This is a genomic window from Nocardiopsis oceanisediminis, from assembly GCF_048595525.1.
Taxonomy (GTDB): domain Bacteria; phylum Actinomycetota; class Actinomycetes; order Streptosporangiales; family Streptosporangiaceae; genus Nocardiopsis_A; species Nocardiopsis_A oceanisediminis.
The window spans coordinates 4977015-4999842 of sequence record NZ_JAFMZJ010000001.1; the positions used below are offsets into that span (position 1 = coordinate 4977015).

Consider the following 22828-nt stretch of genomic DNA (forward strand, 5'->3'; position numbering starts at 1 on the left):
GCGAAGGCGGTGGCCCCGAGCGGGCGCGACCGGGCTCCTGCGGCCGGGCCGCGGAGGACGCCCCCGGGAGCGGAAAGGGGCGGCGGACGGCCCGGTCAGTCCCCCTCCCCCGCCGCCCCGCCCGGAACCGCCAGGGTGATCAGCGCGAACACCGCCAGCGCCAGCAGCTCCAGGCAGGCCGCGGCGAGCAGCGCCCCGGTGAGCGAGCGGGCGGCCAGCGGCCCGGCCAGCGCCGCCCCGGCGGCGAACGCGGTGATCTTCAGGCTGGCCCCGGTGGTGAAGACGCTCCCCCGCACCCGCTCGTCGGAGGCCTGGTGCCGGACCCGGAACAGCGCGGTCAGCTGCGGCCCCTGGGCGATGCCGATCAGCAGCGCCGCCCCCGCCAGCGGCCACCCGCCGGTCGCCGACGCGGCCAGGAGCACCGCGCAGGCCAGCAGCGCGCTGCTCGCCCAGAGCACGGTGCCGGGCCGCACCGGGGGCGGCCGGCGGGCCAGGACCGCGTTGGCCGCCAGCGACGCCGCCGCGGCGAGCGCCATCATCAGCGCTCCCCGCTCGGCCCCGCCGAGCAGGGCCGCACCGAGCAGCGGCCAGCACACCACCAGCATCCCGTCCTGGGCGGCGGAGAGCGTGGTCGCCGCGGTCGCCCGAGCGGGCTCCCGACCACGGAAGAGGGCGGCCGCCCCCGCGAGCGGCCCGACCGGCGCCGGGTGCTCCGCGCCGCCTCCACCCGGGAACGGCCCCCGCCGCACCCCGCCTCCGGCGCCGGCCGAAGGCCGCCCCTGCCGCGTACCCCCTCCGCCACCGGAACGGCCTGCGGCCCCGCCCTGCCGCGCACCGTTCCCGCCACCGGAGCCTCCCGGAGGCCCGCCCGGGCGCGCGTCGCCCCCGTCCCGGCCCCGTGGCCGGCCGGGCGGCACCCCTGTCCCGTACCGCAGGGCGGCGGCCCCTTTTCGCCCGGCAGGGACCAGGCGAACGGCACCGCCGCGGCCAGCAGCAGTACCGCCAGTGCCACCGCCGCGCCCGTCCCGGCCGCCTCTGCGGCCAGGCCGACCAGGGCGGGGCCGACCAGGCCCGCGACCCCGAAGGTCATCGCGTCCAGGGCGCTCGCCCGGGCGAGGCGGGCCGCTCCGGCCGCCCGCCCCAGCCGGGAGCTCCACCCGCCGGCCACCGCCGGGCCGAGCAGTCCCGCGCCGACCGCCACCGCGGCGGCCGCCGCGAGCGGAGCCCGCCCCAGCAGCAGCGCGACCGCCCCGATGCCGGCCGCGTACCCGGCGAGCATCCCGGCCAGCACCCGGCCCGGCCGGCGGCCGCGGTCCAGGACCGCCCCCACCAGCGGCCCGCCGACCACCGCGGCGACGGCCAGCCCGGCCGGCAGCGCCGAGGCCGCGGCCGCCGACCCGGTGACCGCCAGCCCGGCCAGCACCAGCGCGGGCTTGGCCATCTCCTCGCCGATCCGCGCCGCCCCCGCCCCCGCCAGGTAGCCGCCCAGGCCGGTACGCCGCCCGCCGCGCCCCTCCGCGCCCGGTCTCCCCGCATCAGGTCTTTCCATGACCGGCGACGCTACGGCGGTAACGGTGGTACGCCTAGACTGCGTTACATCCGCCCGCACCTGACCGAACGGGGGAGCCATGCCCGACGGCGTCACCGGCCTGCTCGCCGGCCGCTCCGTGCGCGCGGTCGCCGAGCGCACCACCGACCTGGTCAACCTGCTCGCCGGAGCGGAGGAACCGCCGCTGGAGGCGGTGGCCGAGACCCTGCGCGCGCACGGCGAGACCGACCCGCTCGACCTCGCCCCCGCCGACCTCCCCGCGCTGGCCGATGCGGCCCGCCGGCTGCGCACCGCCCTGCTCGCCGACGATCTCGCCGAGGCCTCCCGCCGGGTCAACGCCCTGCTCGCCGAGGCGGCCCATCCGCCCCGGCTCACCGACCACCACGGCACCGCCCACTGGCACCTGCACATCGACGCCCGGGACGACGCCCCCTGGGCCGACTGGCTGCTCACCTCGGGCGCCCTGGCCATCGCCCAGCTCATCGCGGACCGCCAGCGCCTCCCCGGCGGCCGCTGCGCCGCCCCCGGCTGCCCCCGCGTCTTCCTCGCCTCCGGCGCCGCCCCGCGCCGGTTCTGCTCCCCCCGCTGCGCCACCCGCACCCGCGTCGCCGCGCACCGCCGCCGCAGGGGGTGAAGCCCGGTGGTCAGCCGGGGCGGAGATGATGGACGGCGTCTTCAGTGGCTCGGAAGACGGGGCGGTCCGACCGTGAGCGGCTTCCCGTTCGGCGTCCCAACGCAAGAACGCCGGTCCCTGCGGACCGGCGTTCTTCGAGGTGGGCGATACTGGGTTCGAACCAGTGACCTCTTCGGTGTGAACGAAGCGCGCTACCGCTGCGCCAATCGCCCTTGCTGCACACCGACTTTAGCGCACCCGCGGAGTCGTCGGGAAATCCATCGCCCGTGTTCCGGTGTGCCGCATCTCTCTGCGGGCCGTCAGTGCGGGGCGTCCGCGGTGAAGGCGTCGGCCAGTGCGGTGACGGTGTGCCGGATGCGGATGCGGACGCCGCTCTCGTCCTCGGCGGTGAGCACCAGGTGGTGCAGGACGCCGACGAGTGCGAGGGCCAGTGCGCCGGGGTCCGCCGAGGGGGGCAGGCGGCCGAGGCGCCGCTCTTCCGCGAGGTAGGCGGCGGTGGCGCTCTCGATCGCGTCGAGGCCGGCCGTCCGCTCGCCGAGGATCGCGCGGACCCGCTCGGCCAGTTCCGGGCGGGAGGCGAGCAGCCGCACCGGTGCCAGCAGGGCGGTCGGCGGGGTGGCGAGCAGCGCGTCGCGGAGGTTGCCGGCGACGGTGCCCGAGCCGGCCCGGTCCGGCAGCGCGACGGCCTCGGCGGAGATCAGGAAGGCGCGGTCGACGGCGTAGTCGGCGAGGAACGCGTCGAAGTCGGCGAAGTGCCGGTGCAGCAGCCCGATCGCGACCCCGGCCTCGGCGGTGACGGACCGGCCGCTGAGCCTGGCGGGTCCGTCTCGGACGATCACCCGCTCGGCGGCGGCGAACAGGTGCTGCCGGACCTCCGGAATGGCGACGCCCCTTGGCATGCCGACCAGTCTATGCGCCCGGTGCGCGGTGCGCTCCCGGCGACTTGCCCCAGAATGAACATGTGTTCATACTTGGCATGGGCAACCGTTCGTACCCGGCTCGGAGATGGTGGAGGCAGCGATGGCGGACATCGGCGGCGGGCGGCGCGCCCGGGATTCGGGCGGAGGGGCGCGGGCCGGACGGGCGGTCGTCTCCGGGGCCGGCATCGCCGGCCTGGCCACCGCGCTCCGGCTGCACCGCGCGGGGTGGGAGGTGCTCGTGGTCGAGCGCGCCCCGGCCCGCCGCAGCGGCGGCTACATGGTCAACCTGGTCGGCCCCGGCCACGCCGCCGCGGAGCGCCTCGGGCTGCTGCCCGCACTGGCCCCTCGGGACCTCGGCCTGTTCACCACGGTCATGGTCAGGGCGGACGGGCGGCCGAAGTTCACCGTCCCGGCCGCGCTCGCGCAGGCCGCACTGGGCGACCGGGCGCTCACGGTGTTCCGCGGCGACCTGGAGTCCGCCCTGTACCGGGCGGTGCGGGACCGCGCCGCGATCCGCTTCGGCACCACCGTGCGGGCCGTCGAGCAGGACGCCGACCGGGTCCGGGTCTCACTCGACGACGGCACGTCCGAGCAGGCCGACCTCCTCGTCGGCGCGGACGGCCTGCACTCCGGCGTCCGCCGGACCGTCTTCGGCCCGGAGCCGGGCTTCCGGGTGGACCTGCGGCACGCGGTGGCGGCGTTCCCGCTCCCCCGGGTCCCGGCGGACGTCCCCGAGGGCGCGGGCACCGTTTACATCGGCCCGGGACGCACCGCCTCCGTGATCAACCTGGGGCCGGGCCGGTCCTCCGCGTTCTTCGCCTACCGCTGCGCCGACCCGGACGCCGAGCTGGAGCGCGGGCCGGTCGGCGCCCTCACCGCCGCCTTCGGAGACCTCGGCGGGGGCCCGGCCGGCGCGCTGCGCCTGCTCGCCGGCGCCCCGGAGGGGGCCTACTTCGACTCCGTCTCCCAGATCGTGATGGACGGGTGGAGCCGGGGCCGGGTGGTGCTGCTCGGCGACGCGGCCTGGTGCGTCTCCCTGTTCGCCGGGCACGGCGCGGCCCTCGCCCTGAGCGGGGCGGACCGGCTCGGCGACGCCCTCGACGAGCACGGCGGCGACGTCCCGGCGGCGCTGGCCGCCTGGGAGGCGCGGCTCCGCCCCGAGGTCCGCGAGCGCCAGGCCTCGGCCCGCACGGGGATGGGCCGGTTCGCCCCGCCCACCAGGGCCCACGTCTGGGCGAACGACCTGGTGATGCGCGCCATCGGGCTTCCGGGGGTGAGCGGCCTCTTCCAGCGCTCCGTCCAGAGGTCCATCCGGAGGTCCACCGAGCGGGCGGCCCGGTGACCGGCGCCTTCCCTCCCCGCCCGGGACGGCTCTGCCGCGGAGACTTGACCCTGCCACTGTGACAAGGTCTTGAATCGCGGGTGGAGGTGGTCCAGAAGTGGACGGGAAACACGGCGGCCGGATCGCGCCGCGGTTGAAGAGGGCGCTGGAGGCCGCGGAGTCGTCGGCCCGGCTGCAGGCGGCGCTGGCCGCAGGAATGCGGCCCGCGCCCGAGTACGTCGAGGTCCTGGTGGAGCGGTGCGGCACCGAGCCGGACTTCTACGTGCGCGACATGCTGACCTGGGCGCTCACCCAGCACGGCGGGGAGGCCGCCGTCGGCCCTCTGCTGGCCGAGCTGGAGTCGGAGAACCCGCAGGCCCGGAGCCAGGCCCTGCACACGCTCTCCAAGATCGGGGACCCGCGGGTGTGGCCCGCGATCACGGAGGACCTGCTGCGGGACGAGGACGACGAGGTCGCCCGCACCGCGTGGCGCACCGCCGCCGGGCTCGTCCCGGAGGGCCGCGAGGCCGGCCTCGCCGAAACGCTGTCGACCCAGTTCGACCGGGGAGACCGCGAGGTGCGGCTGAGCCTGAGCCGGGCCTTCGTCGCGCTCGGCCCGGCCGCGGCGCCCGCCGTCGAGCGGGCCAAGGCCGCCCCCGGCGAGGGCGTGCGCACGCACGCCGTCGCCACCGAGCGCCTGATGCTCGACCCCGACGAGGGGTTCGACGCCGCGATCGCCGAAGCGGAGCGGATCGTCACGCTCCTCGGCGCGCCGCTCACCGGGGAGTGAGCCGGTGCTGATCGGCGAGGTCTCCGAGCAGTCCGGCATCAGCACCCGCATGCTGCGGCACTACGACCGGATCGGGCTGGTGTCACCGAGCGGGCGCACGCCGGGCGGGTACCGGGAGTACTCGGAGCAGGACGTCCGCCGCCTGTTCCACGTGGAGGGGCTCCGCTCGCTCGGGCTGAGCCTGAGCGAGATCGCCGACGTGCTCGCGGACCTCTCGTTCAGCCCGGCGGCCATGGTCGAGCAGCTCACCGCCCGCACCCGCGACCGCCTCGCGCGCGAGGAGGAGCTGCTCCGCCGGCTCGACCGGGTGCGGGCGAGCGGCCCCGACGCCTGGTCCGACGTGCTGCGCCTGATCGGGCTGGTGCGCGGGCTCGGCGCCGGCGCCCCCTCGGCGCGCCAGCGGCTCGCCCTGTCGCTTCCGGGCGGGGAGGACCGCGACGCCGTCCCCCTCGCCGAAGCGGCGCTGAACGAGTCCGACACCAACGTCGCCGGCGCGCTGTACTGGGCCCTGGCGCGGACCGGCGACCGCGCGCTCCCGGTCCTGGCGGAGGCCTTGGACTCCCCGGACGCCGACCGGAGGCGCCGCGCGGTGGCGGCGCTCGAGAAGATCGGCTCGCCCCGGGCCTCCGCCGCCCTCGCCGGGGCGTTCCGCCACCCCGACCCGCTGGTGCGCCGGCGGGCGGTGCTCGCGCGCGGTGCGCGCGGCCGGGCCGACGCCGTCCCCGCGCTCGTCGCCATGGTCGCCGAGGGGCGGGACGACGCCGAGGCCGCCGACGTGCTCGGGCTCCTGGCCCGGCTGCACGGCTGCGCGGACGAGATCGCGCACACGGTCGCCGCCGGGCTGGTCGGCGCGGAGGGTACGGCCCGCCGCCGCCTCGCGGCCGCGCTCGCGGAGGTCCCCGGCCCGCACGCCCGCGCGACCCTGGCCGCGCTCGCGGAGGACCCGGACCGCGGCGTCGCCCTGACCGCGTCGTTCGTGCTCGGGGCACGGAGCCCCGACGACGAGCCGCCCGGCGACGAGGGAGGTGAAGGCCTCCGCGCCCCCGAGTGACCGCCGGGAGGATCCGATCAGGTGGGCCGCTCGGGCATGCGTCCGGCGGCCCGGAGGGCCGCGCCTTCATGGCGGCCGGGCAGGCGCCCGGCACCGCCCCTCCCCGGGCGGCTCCGGGGCCCGGCCGCTCTCAGGCCGGGCCCCGGAGGACCCCGCCCCGGACGGCCGTCAGGCCTCCTCGGAGGCCGGTTCGGACCCGCCCGGCACCAGCTTCAGCCCGACGACCGCGGCGATGATCCCGGTGAGGAAGGCGACCTTGGCCGCCGAGACGCTCTCGCCGCCGGTGGCCATCGCGTAGAGCACCGTCAGCGCGGCACCGAGGCCGACCCAGACCGCGTAGGCGGTGCCGATGGGGATGTACTTGGCGGCCCATCCCAGGCCGACCATGCTCACCGCCAGGGCGAGGAGGAAGACGGCGGTCGGGACCGGCCGGCTGAACCCCTCGGACATGCCCAGGGCGGTGGCCCACACGGCCTCGAACACCGCGCTGACGAGAAGGGCGATCCACGGCATGTCAGCTCACCGCCTTGAGGCCGACGATCGAACCGACGAGCAGGACCAGCAGCAGGGACTTGCTCCAGGTGGCGCGGTCCTGCCCGGTGAGGAAGCCCCACAGCACCGTCAGGGTGGCGCCGATGCCCACCCAGACCGCGTAGGCGGTACCGGTCGGCAGAGAGGTCATGGCCCAGGCCAGACCCGCCATGCTCAGGGCCAGGGCGACGAGGAAGAGAACGGTGGGGCGCCGTCGGGAGAACCCCTGGGAGGCGGAGAGCGCCAGCGCCCAGACGGCCTCCAGGACGCCGGAGACGACCAGAACGAACCAGGCCATGGAAGAACGAGCCCCTTTCGAGGCCGTCTTGTCATGGTGCGGGTACGGCTCCCTCGTCCGCGGATCCGGTCCCCGGATCCCGGCCTCATGGTAGGCCATCTTCCCAGGAAGGGGCGGTGAAAGCCGTCACAGCGCGCCGACCCGCACCCCGAGGCGCCCCCGTCGGGCCGCGGACGCCGGCCTTCGCCTCTCCGCGCGGGGCGGACCTACCGGGCCTTGGGCGGGCGGCCCGCGGCCGGGTCGGAACCCGGCGGGGGAAGCGGCCCGGGGCGGGGAAAGGGCGGTGCGGAAGACCTCCGAAGCGCTCGGAGGCGGCTGATGGTCCGCGGCGGACTTCGGCACGTATTTGGCACAGGACCCCGCTGAGAGCCGGGGGGAGCCACCGACAGCCGCCGACGCATGAAGAAGCCCCGCCGCCTGTCCGTGCAGGTGGCGGGGCTTTTCACGGGTTCTGGGCTGGGTGGGCGCAGCAGGGCTCGAACCTGCGACCTTCCGGTTGTAAGCCGGATGCTCTGGCCGACTGAGCTATGCGCCCTGGACCGGGTCGGAAGAAATGGTACAGGGTCGGGTCAGTGGTGGGTGCGGTCGGCCGGGAGGAAGGACAGGCCGCGCAGGGCGCGGGAGAGGGCCTGTTCGACCGCGTTGGTGAGGGCCGGGTCCGGGTCCGGGGCCGGGCAGGGGGAGGTCTGCGGGCGGATGTGGCCGCAGCTGTGGCACTCGACCTCGCCCAGGCGGGAGAGGAGGAAGGTGGAGCGGCAGCGGGGGCAGCGGTCCAGGTCCGCCTTCCAGTCCCGGACGAGCTGGCATTCCGGGCAGATCAGGACCTGGCGCTCGTGGCGCACGCCGCGCTTCCAGGGGCGCGCGCCACGGGCCGGGTCGGTGTGCCGCGCCCCGCAGAGCGAGCAGGGCATCACGGTCCTCCGGTGATCAGCTGAGTTCGGCGAGGGCCTTGCGGTAGTCGTCCAGGTCGCGCGCCTCCGAGATGGGGTTGACGACCTTCCAGCGGACCACGCCCTCCTTGTCGACCAGGAACGTGCCGCGCACGGCGACGCCCTTGTCCTCGTCGAACACACCATACGCCTTGGCAACGGCGCCGTGCGGCCAGAAGTCGGAGAGCAGCGGGTAGTCCAGGTTCTCCTTGTCGGCCCAGGCCCGGTGGGCGAACATCGAGTCGACGGAGATGCTCAGCAGCTCGGCGTCGCCGCTCCGGAAGTCGGAGATGTTGTCCCGGATGGAGCAGAGCTCGCCCTCGCACACCCCGGAGAACGCCAGCGGGTAGAAGACCACGACCACGTTCTTGCGGCCCTTGAAGTCGGACAGCCGCACGGTCTGGCCGTGCTGGTCGGAGAGCTCGAAGTCCGGGGCGGGCTGCCCGATCTCGATCGACATGGGGGCGGTACCTGTACCTCTCTGTATCGGCGATGCGCACCGCGAGGGTGCCGCCCGCGCTCGGGCGGGCGGCACCCTGCACGGCCAAGCCTAGGGCAGCCGGGTGCCGGAGGCCCTCCGGGCGCGACCCCGTGCGTCGCCGCTCAGCGGCCGGCCTTCGGGGCCACGAGCCTGAAGCCGGCCCAGTCCGAGCCGACGCTGACCGCGCTGGTCTGCGACAGGCCCGCGGTCGAAGCGGCATCCGACACGTCGGTCGGCGGCACGTGGCCCTCCCGGCCCGCCTTGGGGGTCAGCACGAGGATGGCTCCGCCGCCCTCCACCGCCCCGAGCACATCGACCAGGGCGTCGGTGAGGTCGCCCTCCTCGTCGCTCCGCCACCACAGCAGGGCGGCGTCGAAGATGCCGTCGTCGTCCTCGTCGACCAGCTCCTCGCCGGTCAGCTCGGCGATCGACTCGCGCAGCCGCTCGTCCACGTCGTCGTCGTAGCCGAACTCCTGCACCACCTGACCCGGCTTGAAACCGAGTCGATCGGCCAGGCCTCGTTCACTTTGCGCCTGGCCCGCGGTCGCGCTCACGAAAGTCCTCCTCCACGAAAATCCACTGTGTCCACCGGTCCTGTACCGTCACCGGCTCGTTCCCGCTTGCTGCCGCCTAAGTTCACACGCTGCGGCACCGATCCGTCAACGCGCGCCCCACCGGCGGACTCGCCACCTACCATCCTGCTCCGTCCGCACCGTCCGTCAAGAAGGACAGCCGCACCGTGCGCCGGGGATTGTCCACGTTGAGGTCGACCACCGCGACCGACTGCCAGGTTCCCAGAGCCGGGCGGCCGTCCAGCACGGGCAGCGTGGCATAGGGTGCGATCATCGCGGGCATGACGTGCGAGCGGCCGTGGCCGGGCGATCCGTGCCGGTGCCGCCACCGGTCGTCGGCCGGGAGCAGGTCCGCGAGCGCGGCCAGCAGGTCCTCGTCGGAGCCGGCGCCCAGCTCCATGACGGCGACGCCCGCCGTCGCGTGCGGCACGAAGACGTTCAGCAGCCCGTCCCCGCCCGCCTCCGCGGTGAACGCGCGGCACTCCCCGGTGATGTCGAAGACGCCCTCGCGGTCCCCCGTGCGGAGGTCCAGTTCTTTTGTCCGCATGCGGCAACGGTTACCCACACCGGGGCGGCACCGAACCTCTTTTCCGGGGGACGTCCGGATGACGCCCGCCTCGCCGGGGCGCCATACTCGCCCTTGGGGCCCCGGCCCCGCCGCCCCCGGGCGGCCTGCAGCGCCGACCAGTCAGCCGATCAGTCAAAGGGGTGCGCGTGGCAACCGGTCTCCGGCTCGGCCCGATCCTGCGGAAGACGACCGAGACCACCGCGACGGTGTGGGTGGAGACCGACGCCCCCGGCACGGTGCAGGTCCGCGCGGGCGCCGCCGCGGCGAGCGCCGAGACGTTCACCGTGCACGGCCACCACTACGCGCTGTGCGAGGTCGGCGGGCTCGCCCCGGACTCCGCCGAGCCCTACACCGTGGAGGTGGACGGGGAGCACGCCTGGCCGCCGGCCTCCTCCCCGCACCCGCCGAGCCTGCTGCGCACCCTGCCCGGGCCGGGCGGGCCGGTCCGGCTGGCCTTCGGCTCCTGCCGCACGCCCACCGACCACTCCCCCGGCGCCGTCGCCCGCTACGGCCCCGACGCGCTGCGCGCCTACGCCCTGCGGCTGTCCGGGCGGCGCGCCGCCGCCGGCGGCCACGCGGGCGAGGACGAGCCGACCGCGCTGCTGCTCATCGGCGACCAGGTCTACGCCGACGAGCTGCAGCCGCGGATGGCGGCGCACCTGGCCGAGGCCCGCGGCCGGGCCTCCGGGGAGCGCGCCGCGGCCGCCCCGCCCGACGGCGAGGTGGTCTTCTACGACGAGTACGCCGAGCTGTACCGGCAGACCTGGACCGATCCCGACGTGCGCTGGCTGCTCTCCACCGTGCCGTCGCTGATGCTCTTCGACGACCACGACGTCCGCGACGACTGGAACACCTCGGGTGCCTGGCGGGGGGAGATGGACGCCTCCCCCTGGTGGCGGCGGCGGATCGTCTCCGGCCTCGGCTCCTACTGGGTCTACCAGCACCTGGGCAACCTCACCGCGGCGCAGCGCGCCGAGGACCCGCTCTTCACCGGGGTGCGGCGGGCGGCGGCCGCCGGGCGCGACGCGGGCGCGGAGGTGGACGCCGCCGCGCTGCGCGCGCACACCGAGCCGCAGAGCATGCTGTGGAGCCACGAGCACACCGTGGGCGACGGCAGGGTGCTGATGGTCGACGCGCGGGCCTCGCGCGACGTCGCCGACGACGCGGAGCGCTCGATCCTCGGCGGCCCCGGGGAGGCGTGGCTGGACGAGCGGCTCCGCGGCGGCACCCGCCACCTGGTCGTCGCCACCACTCTGCCGTTCCTGCTCCCCCGGGCCGTGCACCACCTGGAGGGGTGGAGCGAGGCGCTGTGCGCGGGCGCCTGGGGCGGCCGGCTGCGCGGTTTCGGCGAGCGGCTGCGCCGCGCGCTCGACCTGGAGCACTGGGCGGCGTTCCGCCGCTCCTTCAACGCGGTCGCCGGCGCGCTGGTGCAGGTCGCCGCGGGCGAGCGCGGCGCGCCGCCGTCCACCGCGCTGCTGCTCTCCGGGGACGTGCACTTCTCCTACCTGGCGCGGGCCCGGCCGAGGCGGGCCGCGGGCGCCGCCGCGGCGGCCGGGCGGACGGTGATCGCGCAGCTCACCTCGTCGCCGCTGTGCAACCGGCTGCCCGGCACGTTCCGCCGGGCGGCCTGGCTGTCCGCCCGGCGCACCCCGGCCGCGGCGGGCACGGTCATGGCCCGGCTGGCCGGTGTGGCCCGCTCCCCGCTGACCTGGGGGCTGGACGAGGGTCCGTGGTTCGGCAACGCCGTGGCGACGCTGCTGCTCGACGGCGAGCGAGCGGAGGTCCGCTGGTCGTTCGCCGCCCAGGGGTGCGGCTCCGGCTCCCCGCTGCTGGAGGACGGCCCGACGCACGTCCTCTCCCCGCACTGACCCCACGCTGTCCCTGCGGGGTCTCCTGGTCTCCTCTGCAGAAGGAGCCCGAAAGGAGAGAAGGGGCAGCGGCCTCCGGGGCCGCAGCGACGGCCAAGGAAGGGGCGGGGTGCAGGAGTCGCCCGAGCACGGCGCCCCACGGGGTGAAGGTTCCAGCGGGCAGCGAAGGCGGGAGGGGCACCGGCCGGTCGGTCGGGCGCGGCGCCCCACGGAGCGAAGGCTCAAACAGGCAGCGAAGGCGGGAGGGGCACCGGCCGGTCGGTCCGGTGCGGCGCCTCGCGGGGCGGGGGCTCAGGCCAGCGGCGACGGCAGCGGTAGGGGCAGGGTCGGGCACCTCACCCGGGCGCGGCGTCTCACGGGGCGAAGGCTCAAACAGGCGGCGAGGGCGAGAGGGCGTGTCGGCCGGTCGGTCAGGCGCGGCGGAGCGGGTCGGGGCGGCAGGGGCGGGCAGCAGCGGCGAGATCGCCGCGCCCGCGCCGCCTCGGCGCCGGGGCCGACCGCCCTTGAAACCACTCCCCCCTGAACTGGGCGAATACGCAGAGTGATGGCAAGGAGGGGCGCCCTGCGCACCGCGAGAGCACCCCGGTGATTCCTGGGCGCGCACCCCGGGGCTATTCGGCCCTCCAGGGGCCCGAATCGCCCCGGTCGGGCCGGTGATCGGGGTTCGAGCCCGACCGGGAAGCAGGGACCGAAACCCGAGGAAGGACAGAAACGGGGGCAAGATGTCGCATTTGTCCTGCCAAAAGGGCCCACCTCGGCCACTCTGGGTAACCAAAGAGGGGGCGGTGGAGGCCTCTGGGCTTACTACGCGCTAGTAGATGTAATCGGGGTGCTGCGGAGGTGCGCAGGGTGCGCCGGCCCTGCCCCGATCCCCACTGCAAACCGGGCATATGGGATATGCCCCCTGGTGGGCGCGAGCAGACCCCCGCGCCGCCGGGGCGCCACCTCTCCCCGCAGGGAACAGGCGCCGGGCCGAACCGGTGAACGCAGCGCCCGCCCACTCCCGCCCTCGCCGACCGCCTGAACCCCGGCCCCGCGAGGCGCCGCACCCGGCTGGAGCGCCCGGCCCCCACCGCTGCCGCCGCCCGCTTGAACCTTCACCCGTGGGGCGCCGCGCCCGGGTGAGACCTGCGCCCCGGCCCTCCCCTCGCCGCCGCCGGTCTGAACCTTCGCTCCGCGAGACGCTGTACTCGGGTGGGGCGCTCGGCCCTGTTCCTGCCTCTGCCGTCGCCGCCCGCTTGAACCTTCGCTCCGCGAGGCGCCGCACCTGACCGACCGGCCGGTCCCCCTCCCGCCCTCGCCGCCCGCTTACGCCCCCGCCCTGTGAGGCCTGCGCCCCGGCCCTCCCCTCGCCGTCGCCGCCAGCTTGAATCTTCACCCCGTGGGGCGCCGCGCCCGGTCGATCCCCCTCCCCCGCCCCTCCCCGGGTCCCTCAGCGCCCAGGCCCCGCAGGGCCGAGATCAGCGGCCCGGGGCCGGCGGCGGGCCTCCGAGAGGGTCAGGGGACCTGGTAGTCGGAGTCCCGGGCGTCGGTGATCGCCATGTGGCCGGGGGCGTGGCCGATGGCGAACTCGGGGGCGGAGGCCGCCACCGCGGCCTGCGGGGTGACGCCGCAGGCCCAGAAGACCGGGATCTCTCCGGGGCGGACCTCGACCGGGTCGCCGAAGTCGGGCCGGCCCAGGTCGGCGATGCCCAGCGCGGCGGGGTCGCCGACGTGCACCGGCGCGCCGTGCACCGCCGGGTAGCGGGAGGTCACCCGGACCGCGTCGGCCACCTGCGCGGCGGGGACCGGGCGCATGGAGACCACCAGCGGCCCGGAGAGCCGGCCCGCCGGGCGGCACCGCCGGTTCGTGGTGAACATCGCGACGTTGCTCCCGGCCTCGTGGTGGCGGAGCGGCACCCCGGCGGCCAGCAGCGGCGCCTCGAAGGTGAAGCTGCACCCGATCAGGAAGGAGACCAGGTCGTCCCGCCACACGTCGCGCACGTCGGCCGTCTCCGCGACCTGGCGGCCGTGCTCGTACACCCGGTAGGCGGGCAGGTCGGTGCGGAGGTCCCCGTCGAAGACCGACGCCGAGACCTCGCCCGCATCGGCCACGTCCAGCACCGGGCAGGCCTTGGGGTTGCGCTGCGCGAACAGCAGGAAGTCGAAGGCCAGGCCGCGCGGGAGCGCGATCAGGTTGGCCTGGGCGTATCCGGCGCTATAGCCGGCGGTGGGCGCCACCAGTCCACCGCGGAACAGCGCGCGGGCCTCGGCGGGGGTGAGTGCCGCGGGGTCGGTGGTCACGGCGTCGCCGCCTTTCCGGTCGGGGTCGTCGGTCCTCCGCTCACGGCCGCACCGCCCGGAAGCGCAGCCGGGTGCCTGGCCGGGCCTGGGCGGCCGCCGGCAGGTCGGCGGAGAGCACCACCGCGATCACCGGGTATCCGCCGGTCACCGGGTGGTCGGCGAGGAACAGCACCGGCTCGCCGTCCGGGGGCACCTGGAGCGCTCCGGGCACCATGCCCTCGCTGGGCAGCTCGCCGTCGACGGCGCGCGGCAGCGGCGGCCCGGCCAGGCGCATGCCGACCCGGTCGCTGCGGACGGTCACCTCGAAGTCGGCGCCGAGCAGGGCGCGGACCGCCTCCGGGGCGAACCAGGCGTCCCGGGGGCCGAGCACCACCCTCAGCTCCGGGGAGCCAGCGCCGACCGGGGCGGCCGGCGCGGCGTCCAGCACCGGGGCCGCCGCGGGCGGCGGGCCGACCGGGAGCAGGTCGCCGGGGGCGAGCGGGTCCGGGCCGAGGCCGGCCAGCACGTCGGTGCTGCACGAGCCGAGCACCGGGCGGACCGCGACGCCGCCGCGCACCGCGACGTAGCTGCGCAGGCCGCGGTCGGGGGTACCGAGCCGCAGCCGCTCGCCGTCGCGCAGCCGCAGCACGGTGTTCATCGCGCCGCCGCGGCCGCCCGCGGTGACGGCGCACTCGGCGCCGGTGACCGCGACCCACAGGTCGCCCCGGGCGCGCAGCTCCAGGCCGCCCAGGGTCGCCTCGACGGCCGGGGCGCCCTCCGGGTTGGCGAGCAGCCGGTTGGCCAGGCCGTAGGAGGCCCGGTCGGCCGCGCCGGAGGCGCCCACGCCCAGTGCGGCCCGGCCGGGCCGGCCGCCGTCCTGGACGGTGGCGAAGGGCCCCGGAGCGAGCACCTCCAGTGCCGCTCCGCCGCGTCCCTCCGCCGGTGCCGCCCCCGCCCCGGGGAGCGGCGCCGCCATCGTCGCCGTCATCTTCCACCTTCCTTGAACCGCCCGCGCCCGATCCGTTCCCGGCGCGGGCCGCCCCCGTACTCTCCCTGTCCCTTCCCCGCCGGCCTAGGGCCGCCCCGGGGCCGCTCGCCGGGCCGGACCGCGGTCCCCGCCGACCGGCCGCGGACGGGCGGCGCGGCCGGCGGAGGGGTCCGCCGTACGGCCTCCCCTCTTCCTGCGCCGATCCGGCCGCCGGCCCGCATCCGCTCACCCGTGCAGGGCCGCGCCCCGGAGCCGTCGGCGGCGGGCGAGCCGCGAAGCGGAGAAGACCCGCCGCACGGCCGGCGGCCGCCACCGCCGTTCTCCCTGCACCGCCTGCACCGGCCCGGAGCCGTTCACCGGCGCAGGGCCGCAGCCCTTTCCGCCGGCGGCGGTCCCGCAGAGCGGAGAAGACCCGCCCCGCACGGCCCTCGACCGCCGCTGCACGGCATCCCCGCACCCCCTCTGCACCGGCCCGGCCGCCGCCCCGGAAGCGCTCCCCCGTACAGGGCCGCGCCCCCTGCCCGCCGGCGGCGAGTGGACCCGAGGCGGAGAAGACCCGCCGCACGATCCGCGGTGGTCATCGCCGGCCCCGGCGCCGAGCGCCCTCCCCGTGCCGCCGGGGTGCCCGGCTCATGCTTCGCGGAACCGGACCCGGGTGCCCGGGGCGAGCAGCCCCGGCGGGTCGCGGTCCAGGTCCCATACGACGGCGTCGGTCCGCCCGATGAGCTGCCAGCCCCCGGGGGAGCTGCGCGGGTACACCCCGCCGAAGCCGCCGGCGAGGGCCACCGAGCCGGCCGGGACCCGGGTGCGGGACTCGCCCCGGCGCGGCACCCGCAGCCGGGGGTCGTCGCAGACCAGGTAGCCGAACCCGGGGGCGAACCCGCAGAACGCGACGGTCCATTCGGCGGCGGTGTGCGCGCGGACCAGCTCGCGCTCGGTCATCCCGGTGAGCGCGGCGGCGTCGCCCAGGTCGGCGCCGTCGTAGTGCACCTCGATCTCCACCTCGGGCCCGGCGGGGCGGCCGCCGGGGCTGGGGCGGAGGCGGCGCACCGCGTCGGCGACGGCCCGGGGCCCGCCGGGGGCCGCCGGGTCGATCCGCAGCAGCACGGTGCGCGCCGCCGGGACGACCTCGACCACCCCGGGGATCGGGGCCTCGGCCAGCGCGGCCTGCAGCGCCAGCACCCGGCCCAGGTCCTCGACCTCGACCAGGACGCCGGAGTCGGCGCAGTTCAGGACGTGCACGCCGGGTCCTCCCGGTGCGCCGCGGGGCGCGGCGGGGCGAACGCCCCGACGTCGGCGCCGGCACCGCGCAGCCGCTCGGCGACCTTGCGGGCGATGTCCACCGCGCCGGGGCTGTCGCCGTGCACGCAGAGCGACTCGGCGCCGACCCGGACCGGGGTGCCGTCGATGGCGGCCACCGGTTCGCCGCGGGCCATCCGCAGGCAGCGCCCGGCGATCTCCTCGGCGTCGTGCAGCACCGCGCCGGGTTCGCGGCGCGGCACCAGGGTGCCCTCGGGGGTGTAGGCGCGGTCGGCGAACGCCTCGTGCACGGGGCGCAGCCCGGCCCGCTCCGCGGCGCGCAGCCAGGCCGACCCGGGCAGCCCGAGCACGGGCAGGCCCGGGGCGAAGGCGCGGACGCCCCGGGCCACCGCCTCGGCCTGCTCCTCGTGGCGGACGATGGCGTTGTACAGCGCGCCGTGCGGCTTGACGTAGCCGACCCGGCCGCCGGCCGCGCGGGCCATCGCCTCCAGGGCGCCGATCTGGTAGAGCACGTCGTTGGCGAGGTCCTCGGGCGGCACGTCGATGAAGCGGCGGCCGAACCCGGCGAGGTCCCGGTAGCCCACCTGGGCGCCGATGGCGACGCCGCGCCGCACCGCCTGCTCGCAGGTGCGGCGGAGCACGGTCGGGTCCCCGGCGTGGAACCCGCAGGCGACGTTGGCGCTGGTGACGATGGACAGCAGCGCCTCGTCGTCTCCGAGCTCCCAGCGTCCGAAGCTCTCACCCAGGTCGGAGTTGAGGTCGATGCGCACCGGTGTGCCTCCTCCTTCTTCCTCTGTCGGGGGCGGTCAGGACCAGAGCGCGGACAGGCCGGACAGCGACTGCCAGGCGATGTACACGCTCACCAGCCAGGCGGCGATGCCCAGGGCCAGCAGCCAGCGCGGGTAGCGGTACCCGTTGAGCAGGTCGCGGCGGCGGGCCGCCACCCACAGCATGATGGCGAAGCCGATCGGCAGGATGAGGCCGTTCAGCGCGCCGGCCGTGATGAGCAGCTGCGCGGGGGCCTGGCCGAGCAGCAGGTAGAGCACGGCGGAGACGGCGATGAACCCGGCCACCAGCCAGGACCGGTTCCGCTCCGCCCAGGGGTGGAAGGAGGTGACGAAGGAGACCGAGGTGTAGGAGGCGCCGATCACCGAGCTGATCGCGGCGGCCCACATGATCACTCCGAACAGGCGCAGCCCGAACTCCCCGGCGGCGTGCTGGAACGCGGCGGCCGGCGCGTTGTCCAGGCCGGCCAGCGAGGCGCCGCCCGCGACCACGCCGAGCACCGCGAGGAAGAGCACCACCCGCATGACGCCGGTGACGATGACGCCGGTCACCGAGGCCCGGGTGATCTCCTTGACGTTCTCCGGGCCGGAGACGCCGGCCTCGAGCAGCCGGTGCGCGCCGGCGTAGGTGATGTAGCCGCCCACCGTGCCGCCGACGATGGTCACGATCGCGACGAACATCGGGGAGCCCAGCTCCTCGGGGAGGACCGTGTTGCGCAGCGCCTCGCCGACCGGGGGGTTCGAGGTGAACGCGGCGTAGAGCGTCATGGCGATCATCGCGACGCCGAGGGCGACGATGATCCGGTCCATCGCCATCCCGGCGCGCTTGCTGGCGAAGACGCCGATCGCGATCAGCGCGGAGACCGCGCCGCCGATCTTCACGTCGATCCCGGCCAGCGCGTCCAGGCCGAGCGCGGTTCCGGCGACGTTGCCGACGTTGAACACCAGGCCGCCGAAGACCACCAGCGCGGCCAGCAGGTACCCGGCGCCGGGCAGCACCTGCTCGGCCAGCTCCTGGGCGCGGCGGCCGGCGACGCCGATCACCCGCCACAGGTTCAGCTGGACGGCGACGTCGATCAGGATCGACACCGCGATGGCGAACGCGAAGGCGGCGCCCAGCGTCGCCGTGAACTCGGTGGTCTGGGTGATGAAGCCCGGTCCGACGGCGCTGGTGGCCATCAGGAACACGGCCCCGAGGAGGGCGCTGCGCCCTGCCGCGCGCCGCACGGGCGCGCCGGTTCCCTTCGTTCCGCTCATACGGTCCTCACTGGCGTCCGGCCCTCCGGGGAGGGGGTTGCGGGGAATGGCGGGGGGCGTCCGCCCGAACGATGTGAGGATTGTTGAACAATTCCCTGATCGAGCGAACGGCTGCCATGGTACCTCCGGAGAGCGTCCCAGGCCACACCCCCCGGTGAGCCGGACCACCACTGCGATCCGCCACAATGGGAGGACGGACGGCGACGGCGGGCGAAGGCGGGGACGGGTGACCACGAGCGAGGGACTGGACCGGCTCTCCGCACTGCGCGGCACGCTGGAGCGCTCCAGCACCGCGGAGCGGGTCGCCGACGTCCTGCGCGCGCAGGTCATCGCCGGCGCCATGGCCCCGGGCGAGCGGCTGTCCGAGGAGGCCATCGGAGCGGCGCTGGGCGTCTCCCGCAACACCCTGCGCGAGGCGTTCCGGCTGCTCGGCCACGAGCGGCTGCTGGTGCACGAGTTCAACCGCGGCGTGTTCGTCGCCAAGCCGACCCGGGACGACGTCACCGACCTGTACCTGGTGCGGCGCGCCCTGGAGCTGGCCGCGCTCCGCTCGGCCGGCGGCGCGGACCGGGAGGCGGTGGCCCGGGTCGGGGCCGCCGTGCAGGAGGCCGAGGACGCGGCGGCCCGCGCCGACTGGTGGGCGGTGGGCACCGCCAACATGCACTTCCACCAGGCCGTCGCCGGGCTGGCCGGCAGCCCGCGGACCGACGAGGCGGTGCGCCGCCTCCTCGCCGAGCTGCGGCTGGTCTTCCACGTGATGGCCGCCCCGGAGGAGTTCCACGTCCCCTACGTGGCGCTGAACCGGGAGATCTACGAGCTGCTCCGGGAGGGCCGCCCGGAGGCCGCCGCCGAGCGGCTCGCCGCCTACTTCGACGCCGCCGAGCGGCAGCTGGTGGAGGCCTTCGACGGCGCGGAGCGGCACGCCCCGGCCTGATCCCCGCCGCGCTCTCGGGTGACCGCCTCCGCCCTGCCCCTTCCTTCGCCGTGCCTGACCGAAGCGTCCGGCGGAAAGGTCGCCGGGGTGAGGGGATCCGCCCGTCCCGTGGGCGGTGCGGGCGCGGGCGGGTCAGTCCGCCCGCTCTTCCGGCGGACCGTATCCGCCGCCGCCCGGGGTCTCCACGACCAGCAGGTCGCCCGGTTCCATCCGGACCGAGGCGCAGCCCTGGAGGTGCTCGACGGTGCCGTCCGCGCGGACCACCCGGTCGGCGCCGCAGGCGCCGGGGGCGCCGCCGGCCGCGCCGTAGGGGGCGCGCCGCCGGTTGCCGGTGAGGGTGCTCACCGTCATCGGCTCCAGGAAGCGGATCCGGCGCACCCCGCCGTCCCCGCCGCGCCACCGGCCGGCCCCGCCGCTGCCCCTGCGCACCGCGAACGACTCCAGCCGGACCGGCAGCCGCGACTCCAGCACCTCGGGGTCGGTCAGCCGGGAGTTGGTCATGTGCGTCTGCACCACCGAGGCGCCGTCGAAGCCCTCCCCCGCCCCGGAGCCCGAGCCGACCGTCTCGTAGTACTGGTGCCGGTCGTCGCCGAAGGTGACGTTGTTCATCGTGCCCGCCCCCTCGGCCTGCACGCCCAGCGCCCCGTAGAGCGCCCCGGTCACCGCCTGGGAGGTCTCCACGTTCCCGGCGACCACCGCCGCCGGGTAGGACGGGGAGAGCATGGTGTGCTCGGGGATGGTGATCCGCAGCGGCGCCAGGCAGCCGTCGTTGAGCGGGATGTCGTCGGCGACCAGGGTGCGGAACACGTAGAGCACCGCGGCCGCGGCCACCGAGGAGGGCGCGTTGAAGTTGGTGGCCAGCTGCGGCGAGGTCCCGGTGAAGTCGATGCCGGCGCACCTCCGCTCCCGGTCCACCGTGATCCGCACCGCGATGACCGCCCCCGAGTCCGTCTCATAGCGGAACTCCCCGTCGTCCAGGGCGTCGATCACCCGGCGCACCGCCTCCTCGGCGTTGCGCTGCACGTGCCGCATGTAGGCCTGCACCGCGTCCAGGCCGAAGTGGCCGATCATCGCGCCGACCTCCTCCACGCCCTTGGCGTTCGCGGCCACCTGGGCGCGCAGGTCGGCCAGGTTGGTGTCGGGGGCGCGCGAGGGGTACCGGGCCCCGGTGAGCAGGGCGCGGGTCTCCTCCTCGCGGAACCGGCCGTCCCGGGCGAGCAGGTGCGCGTCGAACAGCACCCCCTCCTCGTGCACGTCGGTGCTGAACGCCGGCATCGAACCGGGGGTGATCCCGCCGATCTCGGCGTGGTGGCCGCGCGAGGCCACGTAGAACAGCACGCCGCGCCCGGCCGCGCCGTAGACCGGGGTCACCACGGTGACGTCGGGCAGGTGGGTGCCGCCGTGGTAGGGGTCGTTGACCGCGTAGACGTCGCCGGGGCGCAGGTCTCCGGCGCGGCGCCGGATCACCTCGCGCACGGTCGCGCCCATCGACCCCAGGTGCACCGGCATGTGCGGGGCGTTGGCGATCAGGCCGCCGTCCGGGTCGAACAGCGCGCAGGAGAAGTCCAGGCGCTGCTTGATGTTGACCGACTGGGCGGTCGCCTCCAGCCGGGCGCCCATCTGCTCGGCGATGGACATGAAGAGGTTGTTGAACACCTCCAGCATCACCGGGTCCGCGCCGGTGCCGACCTCGCTGCGGGGGCGCGGGCGGACCCGGCCCACCACCAGGTGGCCGGTGGCCGCCGCCTCGGCCCGCCACCCCTCGTCGACCACGGTGGTGGCGCCGTCCTCGGTGATGATCGCCGGCCCCTCGACCCGCTCGCCCGGCGGCAGGTCGCCCCGGCGGTGCAGCGGCACCGTCCGCCACCGGCCGCCGGTGTACATCCGCACCCGCTCCGGCTCCGTCCGGCCGCGGGCCGGTTCGGGGACCGGGTCGGGCTGCTCGGACAGGCCGGTGGCCTCCACCGCGACCGCCTCGGCGACCAGCGGCCGGTCCATCAGGAAGGAGTAGGTGCGCCGGTGCTCGGCCTCGAACTCCGCGGTCATCTCCGCGACGGGGGCCAGCTCCGCCTCCACCGCGGTGTCGGTGCCGTCGTAGCGGAGCCGGACCCGGCGCCGCACCCGCAGCCGCTCCTCGGGCACGCCCTCCTCGCGCAGCTCGGCGCGGGCCTCGGCCTCCAGCTCGCCGGCGAGCTCCTCCAGCCGGGGCAGCAGGGCGCCGCCGAGCCGCTCCTCCACCGAGCGCTCGCGCATGGCGGTGGTGTCGGCCAGTCCGATGCCCAGCGCGGAGAGCACCCCCGCCATCGGCGGGACCAGCACGGTGCGCACGCCGAGCGCGTCGGCGACCGCGCAGGCGTGCTGGCCGCCCGCGCCGCCGAAGGTGGTCAGCGCGTACTCGGTGACGTCGCGCCCCTTCCGCACCGAGATCCGCTTCACCGCGTTGGCCATGTTCTCCACCGCGACGTGCAGGAACCCCTCGGCGACCTGCTCCGGCGAGCGGTCGTCGCCGGTCCGGCCGGCGATGTCGGCGGCCGTCCCGGTGAACCGGCGGCGCACCTCCTCGGTGTCCAGCGGCAGGTCCCCGCCGGGACCGAACACCCGGGGGAAGTGCTCGGGCCGGATCCGGCCGAGCATCACGTTGGCGTCGGTGAGGGTGAGCGGCCCGCCGGCGCGGTAGCAGGCCGGGCCGGGCACCGCCCCCGCCGAGTCGGGGCCGACCCGGTAGCGGCCGCCGTCGAAGCGGAGCACCGAACCGCCGCCCGCGGCGACGGTGTGGATGTCCAGCATCGGCGAGCGCAGCCGCACCCCGGCGACCTGGGAGTCCAGCACCCGCTCGTAGGCGCCCGCGTAGTGCGAGACGTCGGTGGAGGTCCCGCCCATGTCGAAGCCGATCACCTTGGTGCGGCCGGCCGCCCGGGAGGCGCGCACCATGCCGACGATGCCGCCGGCCGGGCCGGAGAGCACCGCGTCCTTGCCGCGGAAGTGGCCCGCCTCGGCGAGTCCGCCGTTGGACTGCATGAACATCAGCCGGACGCCGCGCGCCCGCTCGGCGACCCGGCCGACGTAGCGGCGCAGCCCCGGCGAGAGGTAGGCGTCGGCGACCGCGGTGTCGCCCCGCGGCACCAGCTTCATCAGCGGGGAGACCTCGCTGGAGAGCGAGATCTGCGCGAAGCCGGTCCGCTCCGCCAGTTCGCCGATCAGCCGCTCGTGCCGGGGGTGGAGGTGGCTGTGCATGCACAGCACGGCCACCGCCCCGATGCCGTCGGCGCGGGCCCGGTTCAGGTCGGCGGCGAGCCGTTCCAGGTCGGGCGGGACCAGCACCTCGCCGTCCGCGCCCATCCGCTCGTCGACCTCGATGACCCGCTCGTAGAGCGGCTCGGGGAGCACGATGCGCCGGTCGAAGATGCGCGGCCGGTTCTGGTAGCCGATCCGCAGCGCGTCGGCGAAGCCCCGGGTGACCACCAGGGCGGTGCGCTCCCCGCGCCGCTCCAGCAGCGCGTTGGTGGCCACCGTGGTGCCCATCCGCACCACCTCGACCCGCTCCGGGCCGAGTTCCTCCCCCTCGGCGGCGAGCAGCGACCGGATCCCCTCGATCGCCGCGTCCCGGTACTCCGCCGGGTTCTCCGAGAGGAGCTTGCGGGTGGTGATCCGGCCGTCCGGTCCGCGCGCCACGACGTCGGTGAACGTGCCGCCGCGATCCACCCAGAACTGCCAGCGCCCGGTCGCCACCGCTGCCCTCCTGAGCCCTCGTCCCCGGCGCGGGCGGAGCAGGGCCCGCGCTCACCGGGGCCTACCCCCGAACGGCCCTGCCGGAACGGCCGCCGCCCGGC

At 76.4% G+C, this 22828-nt stretch carries 21 protein-coding genes, 2 tRNA genes and 1 riboswitch; of the genes, 6 read left to right on the forward strand and 17 right to left on the reverse strand.

The window, feature by feature from the left end:
• Positions 1–95: 95 nt before the first annotated feature.
• Together J0910_RS21755 and J0910_RS21760 are read right to left on the reverse strand one after the other, a co-directional pair.
• Positions 96–599, reverse strand: a complete 504-nt coding sequence (locus J0910_RS21755) for a hypothetical protein (RefSeq protein ID WP_420160396.1) — start codon at positions 597–599, stop codon at positions 96–98.
• Positions 539–1549, reverse strand: coding sequence for a hypothetical protein (locus J0910_RS21760; RefSeq protein WP_420160397.1), 1011 nt, complete (start codon positions 1547–1549; stop codon positions 539–541). Before J0910_RS21760 ends, J0910_RS21755 begins: the two co-directional genes overlap by 61 nt.
• 79 nt (positions 1550–1628) lie before the next feature.
• Here J0910_RS21760 and J0910_RS21765 point away from each other — a divergent pair, with 79 nt between their 5' ends.
• Positions 1629–2183, forward strand: coding sequence for a CGNR zinc finger domain-containing protein (locus J0910_RS21765; protein WP_420160398.1), 555 nt, complete (start codon positions 1629–1631; stop codon positions 2181–2183).
• Positions 2184–2323: 140 nt separating this feature from the next.
• Here J0910_RS21765 and J0910_RS21770 read toward each other — a convergent pair.
• Together J0910_RS21770 and J0910_RS21775 are read right to left on the reverse strand one after the other, a co-directional pair.
• Positions 2324–2395 (reverse strand) — tRNA-Val (locus J0910_RS21770).
• An 87-nt stretch (positions 2396–2482) separates the two neighbouring features.
• Positions 2483–3082: a TetR/AcrR family transcriptional regulator gene (locus J0910_RS21775; RefSeq protein WP_420160399.1), complete on the reverse strand. Its 600-nt coding sequence runs from the start codon at positions 3080–3082 to the stop codon at positions 2483–2485.
• Between the two features lie 121 nt (positions 3083–3203).
• On the opposite strand from J0910_RS21775, the gene J0910_RS21780 reads away from it, so the two are divergent.
• From J0910_RS21780 to J0910_RS21790, 3 genes are all read left to right on the forward strand, one after another.
• Positions 3204–4445 (forward strand): FAD-dependent monooxygenase, encoded by a 1242-nt coding sequence (locus J0910_RS21780; RefSeq protein ID WP_420160400.1) that lies wholly within the window; start codon positions 3204–3206, stop codon positions 4443–4445.
• Positions 4446–4542: 97 nt separating this feature from the next.
• Entirely contained in the window at positions 4543–5214 is a 672-nt protein-coding gene (locus J0910_RS21785; RefSeq protein WP_420160401.1) for a HEAT repeat domain-containing protein, read from the forward strand.
• A 4-nt stretch (positions 5215–5218) separates the two neighbouring features.
• Positions 5219–6265, forward strand: a complete 1047-nt coding sequence (locus tag J0910_RS21790) for a HEAT repeat domain-containing protein (RefSeq protein WP_420160402.1) — start codon at positions 5219–5221, stop codon at positions 6263–6265.
• 168 nt (positions 6266–6433) lie between these two features.
• On the opposite strand, the gene J0910_RS21795 is transcribed toward J0910_RS21790, so the two are convergent.
• The 7 genes from J0910_RS21795 to J0910_RS21825 all read right to left on the reverse strand — a co-directional run bounded on the left by J0910_RS21795 (position 6434) and on the right by J0910_RS21825 (position 9623).
• Positions 6434–6778: a DMT family transporter gene (locus J0910_RS21795; protein ID WP_420160403.1), complete on the reverse strand. Its 345-nt coding sequence runs from the start codon at positions 6776–6778 to the stop codon at positions 6434–6436.
• A 1-nt stretch (position 6779) separates the two neighbouring features.
• The gene (locus J0910_RS21800) at positions 6780–7094 is read right to left on the reverse strand and encodes a DMT family transporter (RefSeq protein WP_420160404.1); all 315 of its coding nucleotides are present in this window, start codon (positions 7092–7094) and stop codon (positions 6780–6782) included.
• Positions 7095–7110: 16 nt separating this feature from the next.
• Positions 7111–7177, reverse strand: a riboswitch (guanidine-III (ykkC-III) riboswitch).
• Positions 7178–7555: 378 nt separating this feature from the next.
• Positions 7556–7629, reverse strand: a tRNA-Val gene (locus tag J0910_RS21805).
• 34 nt (positions 7630–7663) lie between these two features.
• Entirely contained in the window at positions 7664–8005 is a 342-nt protein-coding gene (locus J0910_RS21810; protein WP_420160405.1) for a hypothetical protein, read from the reverse strand.
• Positions 8006–8021: 16 nt separating this feature from the next.
• Positions 8022–8483: a peroxiredoxin gene (locus J0910_RS21815; protein ID WP_420160406.1), complete on the reverse strand. Its 462-nt coding sequence runs from the start codon at positions 8481–8483 to the stop codon at positions 8022–8024.
• Between the two features lie 143 nt (positions 8484–8626).
• On the reverse strand, positions 8627–9058 hold the full coding sequence (locus J0910_RS21820) for a DUF3052 domain-containing protein (protein ID WP_026120396.1): 432 nt from the start codon (positions 9056–9058) through the stop codon (positions 8627–8629).
• Positions 9059–9194: 136 nt separating this feature from the next.
• Positions 9195–9623 carry a YjbQ family protein gene (locus J0910_RS21825; protein ID WP_420160407.1) on the reverse strand — a complete coding sequence of 143 codons (429 nt, stop codon included), beginning with the start codon at positions 9621–9623 and terminating at the stop codon, positions 9195–9197.
• A gap of 161 nt (positions 9624–9784) precedes the next feature.
• Between J0910_RS21825 and J0910_RS21830 the strand changes: the two genes are divergently transcribed.
• Entirely contained in the window at positions 9785–11512 is a 1728-nt protein-coding gene (locus J0910_RS21830) for a DUF7800 domain-containing protein (protein ID WP_420160408.1), read from the forward strand.
• Positions 11513–13009: 1497 nt separating this feature from the next.
• Here J0910_RS21830 and J0910_RS21835 read toward each other — a convergent pair.
• The 5 genes from J0910_RS21835 to J0910_RS21855 all read right to left on the reverse strand — a co-directional run bounded on the left by J0910_RS21835 (position 13010) and on the right by J0910_RS21855 (position 18064).
• Entirely contained in the window at positions 13010–13795 is a 786-nt protein-coding gene (locus J0910_RS21835; RefSeq protein ID WP_420160409.1) for a putative hydro-lyase, read from the reverse strand.
• A gap of 40 nt (positions 13796–13835) precedes the next feature.
• Positions 13836–14762, reverse strand: a complete 927-nt coding sequence (locus J0910_RS21840; protein WP_420160410.1) for a 5-oxoprolinase subunit C family protein — start codon at positions 14760–14762, stop codon at positions 13836–13838.
• Between the two features lie 630 nt (positions 14763–15392).
• A complete protein-coding gene (locus J0910_RS21845; protein WP_420160411.1) occupies positions 15393–16004 on the reverse strand; it encodes a 5-oxoprolinase subunit B family protein in 612 nt (203 codons plus the stop codon).
• The gene (locus J0910_RS21850) at positions 15992–16792 is read right to left on the reverse strand and encodes a LamB/YcsF family protein (RefSeq protein ID WP_420160412.1); all 801 of its coding nucleotides are present in this window, start codon (positions 16790–16792) and stop codon (positions 15992–15994) included. Before J0910_RS21850 ends, J0910_RS21845 begins: the two co-directional genes overlap by 13 nt.
• Before the next feature lie 36 nt (positions 16793–16828).
• Positions 16829–18064: an NRAMP family divalent metal transporter gene (locus tag J0910_RS21855; protein WP_420160413.1), complete on the reverse strand. Its 1236-nt coding sequence runs from the start codon at positions 18062–18064 to the stop codon at positions 16829–16831.
• Positions 18065–18290: 226 nt separating this feature from the next.
• Here J0910_RS21855 and J0910_RS21860 point away from each other — a divergent pair, with 226 nt between their 5' ends.
• Entirely contained in the window at positions 18291–18998 is a 708-nt protein-coding gene (locus J0910_RS21860; RefSeq protein WP_420160414.1) for a GntR family transcriptional regulator, read from the forward strand.
• A 132-nt stretch (positions 18999–19130) separates the two neighbouring features.
• On the opposite strand, the gene J0910_RS21865 is transcribed toward J0910_RS21860, so the two are convergent.
• Positions 19131–22727, reverse strand: a complete 3597-nt coding sequence (locus tag J0910_RS21865) for a hydantoinase B/oxoprolinase family protein (RefSeq protein ID WP_420160415.1) — start codon at positions 22725–22727, stop codon at positions 19131–19133.
• Between the last annotated feature and the right edge of the window lie 101 nt (positions 22728–22828).

Excerpts from the sequence above, each read along its gene's own strand:
- J0910_RS21760 (WP_420160397.1), bottom strand. The coding sequence starts at position 1,549 with ATGGAAAGACCTGATGCGGGGAGACCGGGCGCGGAGGGGCGCGGCGGG.
- J0910_RS21765 (WP_420160398.1), top strand. The coding sequence starts at position 1,629 with ATGCCCGACGGCGTCACCGGCCTGCTCGCCGGCCGCTCCGTGCGCGCG.
- J0910_RS21775 (WP_420160399.1), bottom strand. The coding sequence starts at position 3,082 with ATGCCAAGGGGCGTCGCCATTCCGGAGGTCCGGCAGCACCTGTTCGCC.
- J0910_RS21780 (WP_420160400.1), top strand. The coding sequence starts at position 3,204 with ATGGCGGACATCGGCGGCGGGCGGCGCGCCCGGGATTCGGGCGGAGGG.
- J0910_RS21795 (WP_420160403.1), bottom strand. The coding sequence starts at position 6,778 with ATGCCGTGGATCGCCCTTCTCGTCAGCGCGGTGTTCGAGGCCGTGTGG.
- J0910_RS21800 (WP_420160404.1), bottom strand. The coding sequence starts at position 7,094 with ATGGCCTGGTTCGTTCTGGTCGTCTCCGGCGTCCTGGAGGCCGTCTGG.
- J0910_RS21810 (WP_420160405.1), bottom strand. The coding sequence starts at position 8,005 with ATGCCCTGCTCGCTCTGCGGGGCGCGGCACACCGACCCGGCCCGTGGC.
- J0910_RS21815 (WP_420160406.1), bottom strand. The coding sequence starts at position 8,483 with ATGTCGATCGAGATCGGGCAGCCCGCCCCGGACTTCGAGCTCTCCGAC.
- J0910_RS21825 (WP_420160407.1), bottom strand. The coding sequence starts at position 9,623 with ATGCGGACAAAAGAACTGGACCTCCGCACGGGGGACCGCGAGGGCGTC.
- J0910_RS21840 (WP_420160410.1), bottom strand. The coding sequence starts at position 14,762 with ATGACGGCGACGATGGCGGCGCCGCTCCCCGGGGCGGGGGCGGCACCG.
- J0910_RS21855 (WP_420160413.1), bottom strand. The coding sequence starts at position 18,064 with ATGAGCGGAACGAAGGGAACCGGCGCGCCCGTGCGGCGCGCGGCAGGG.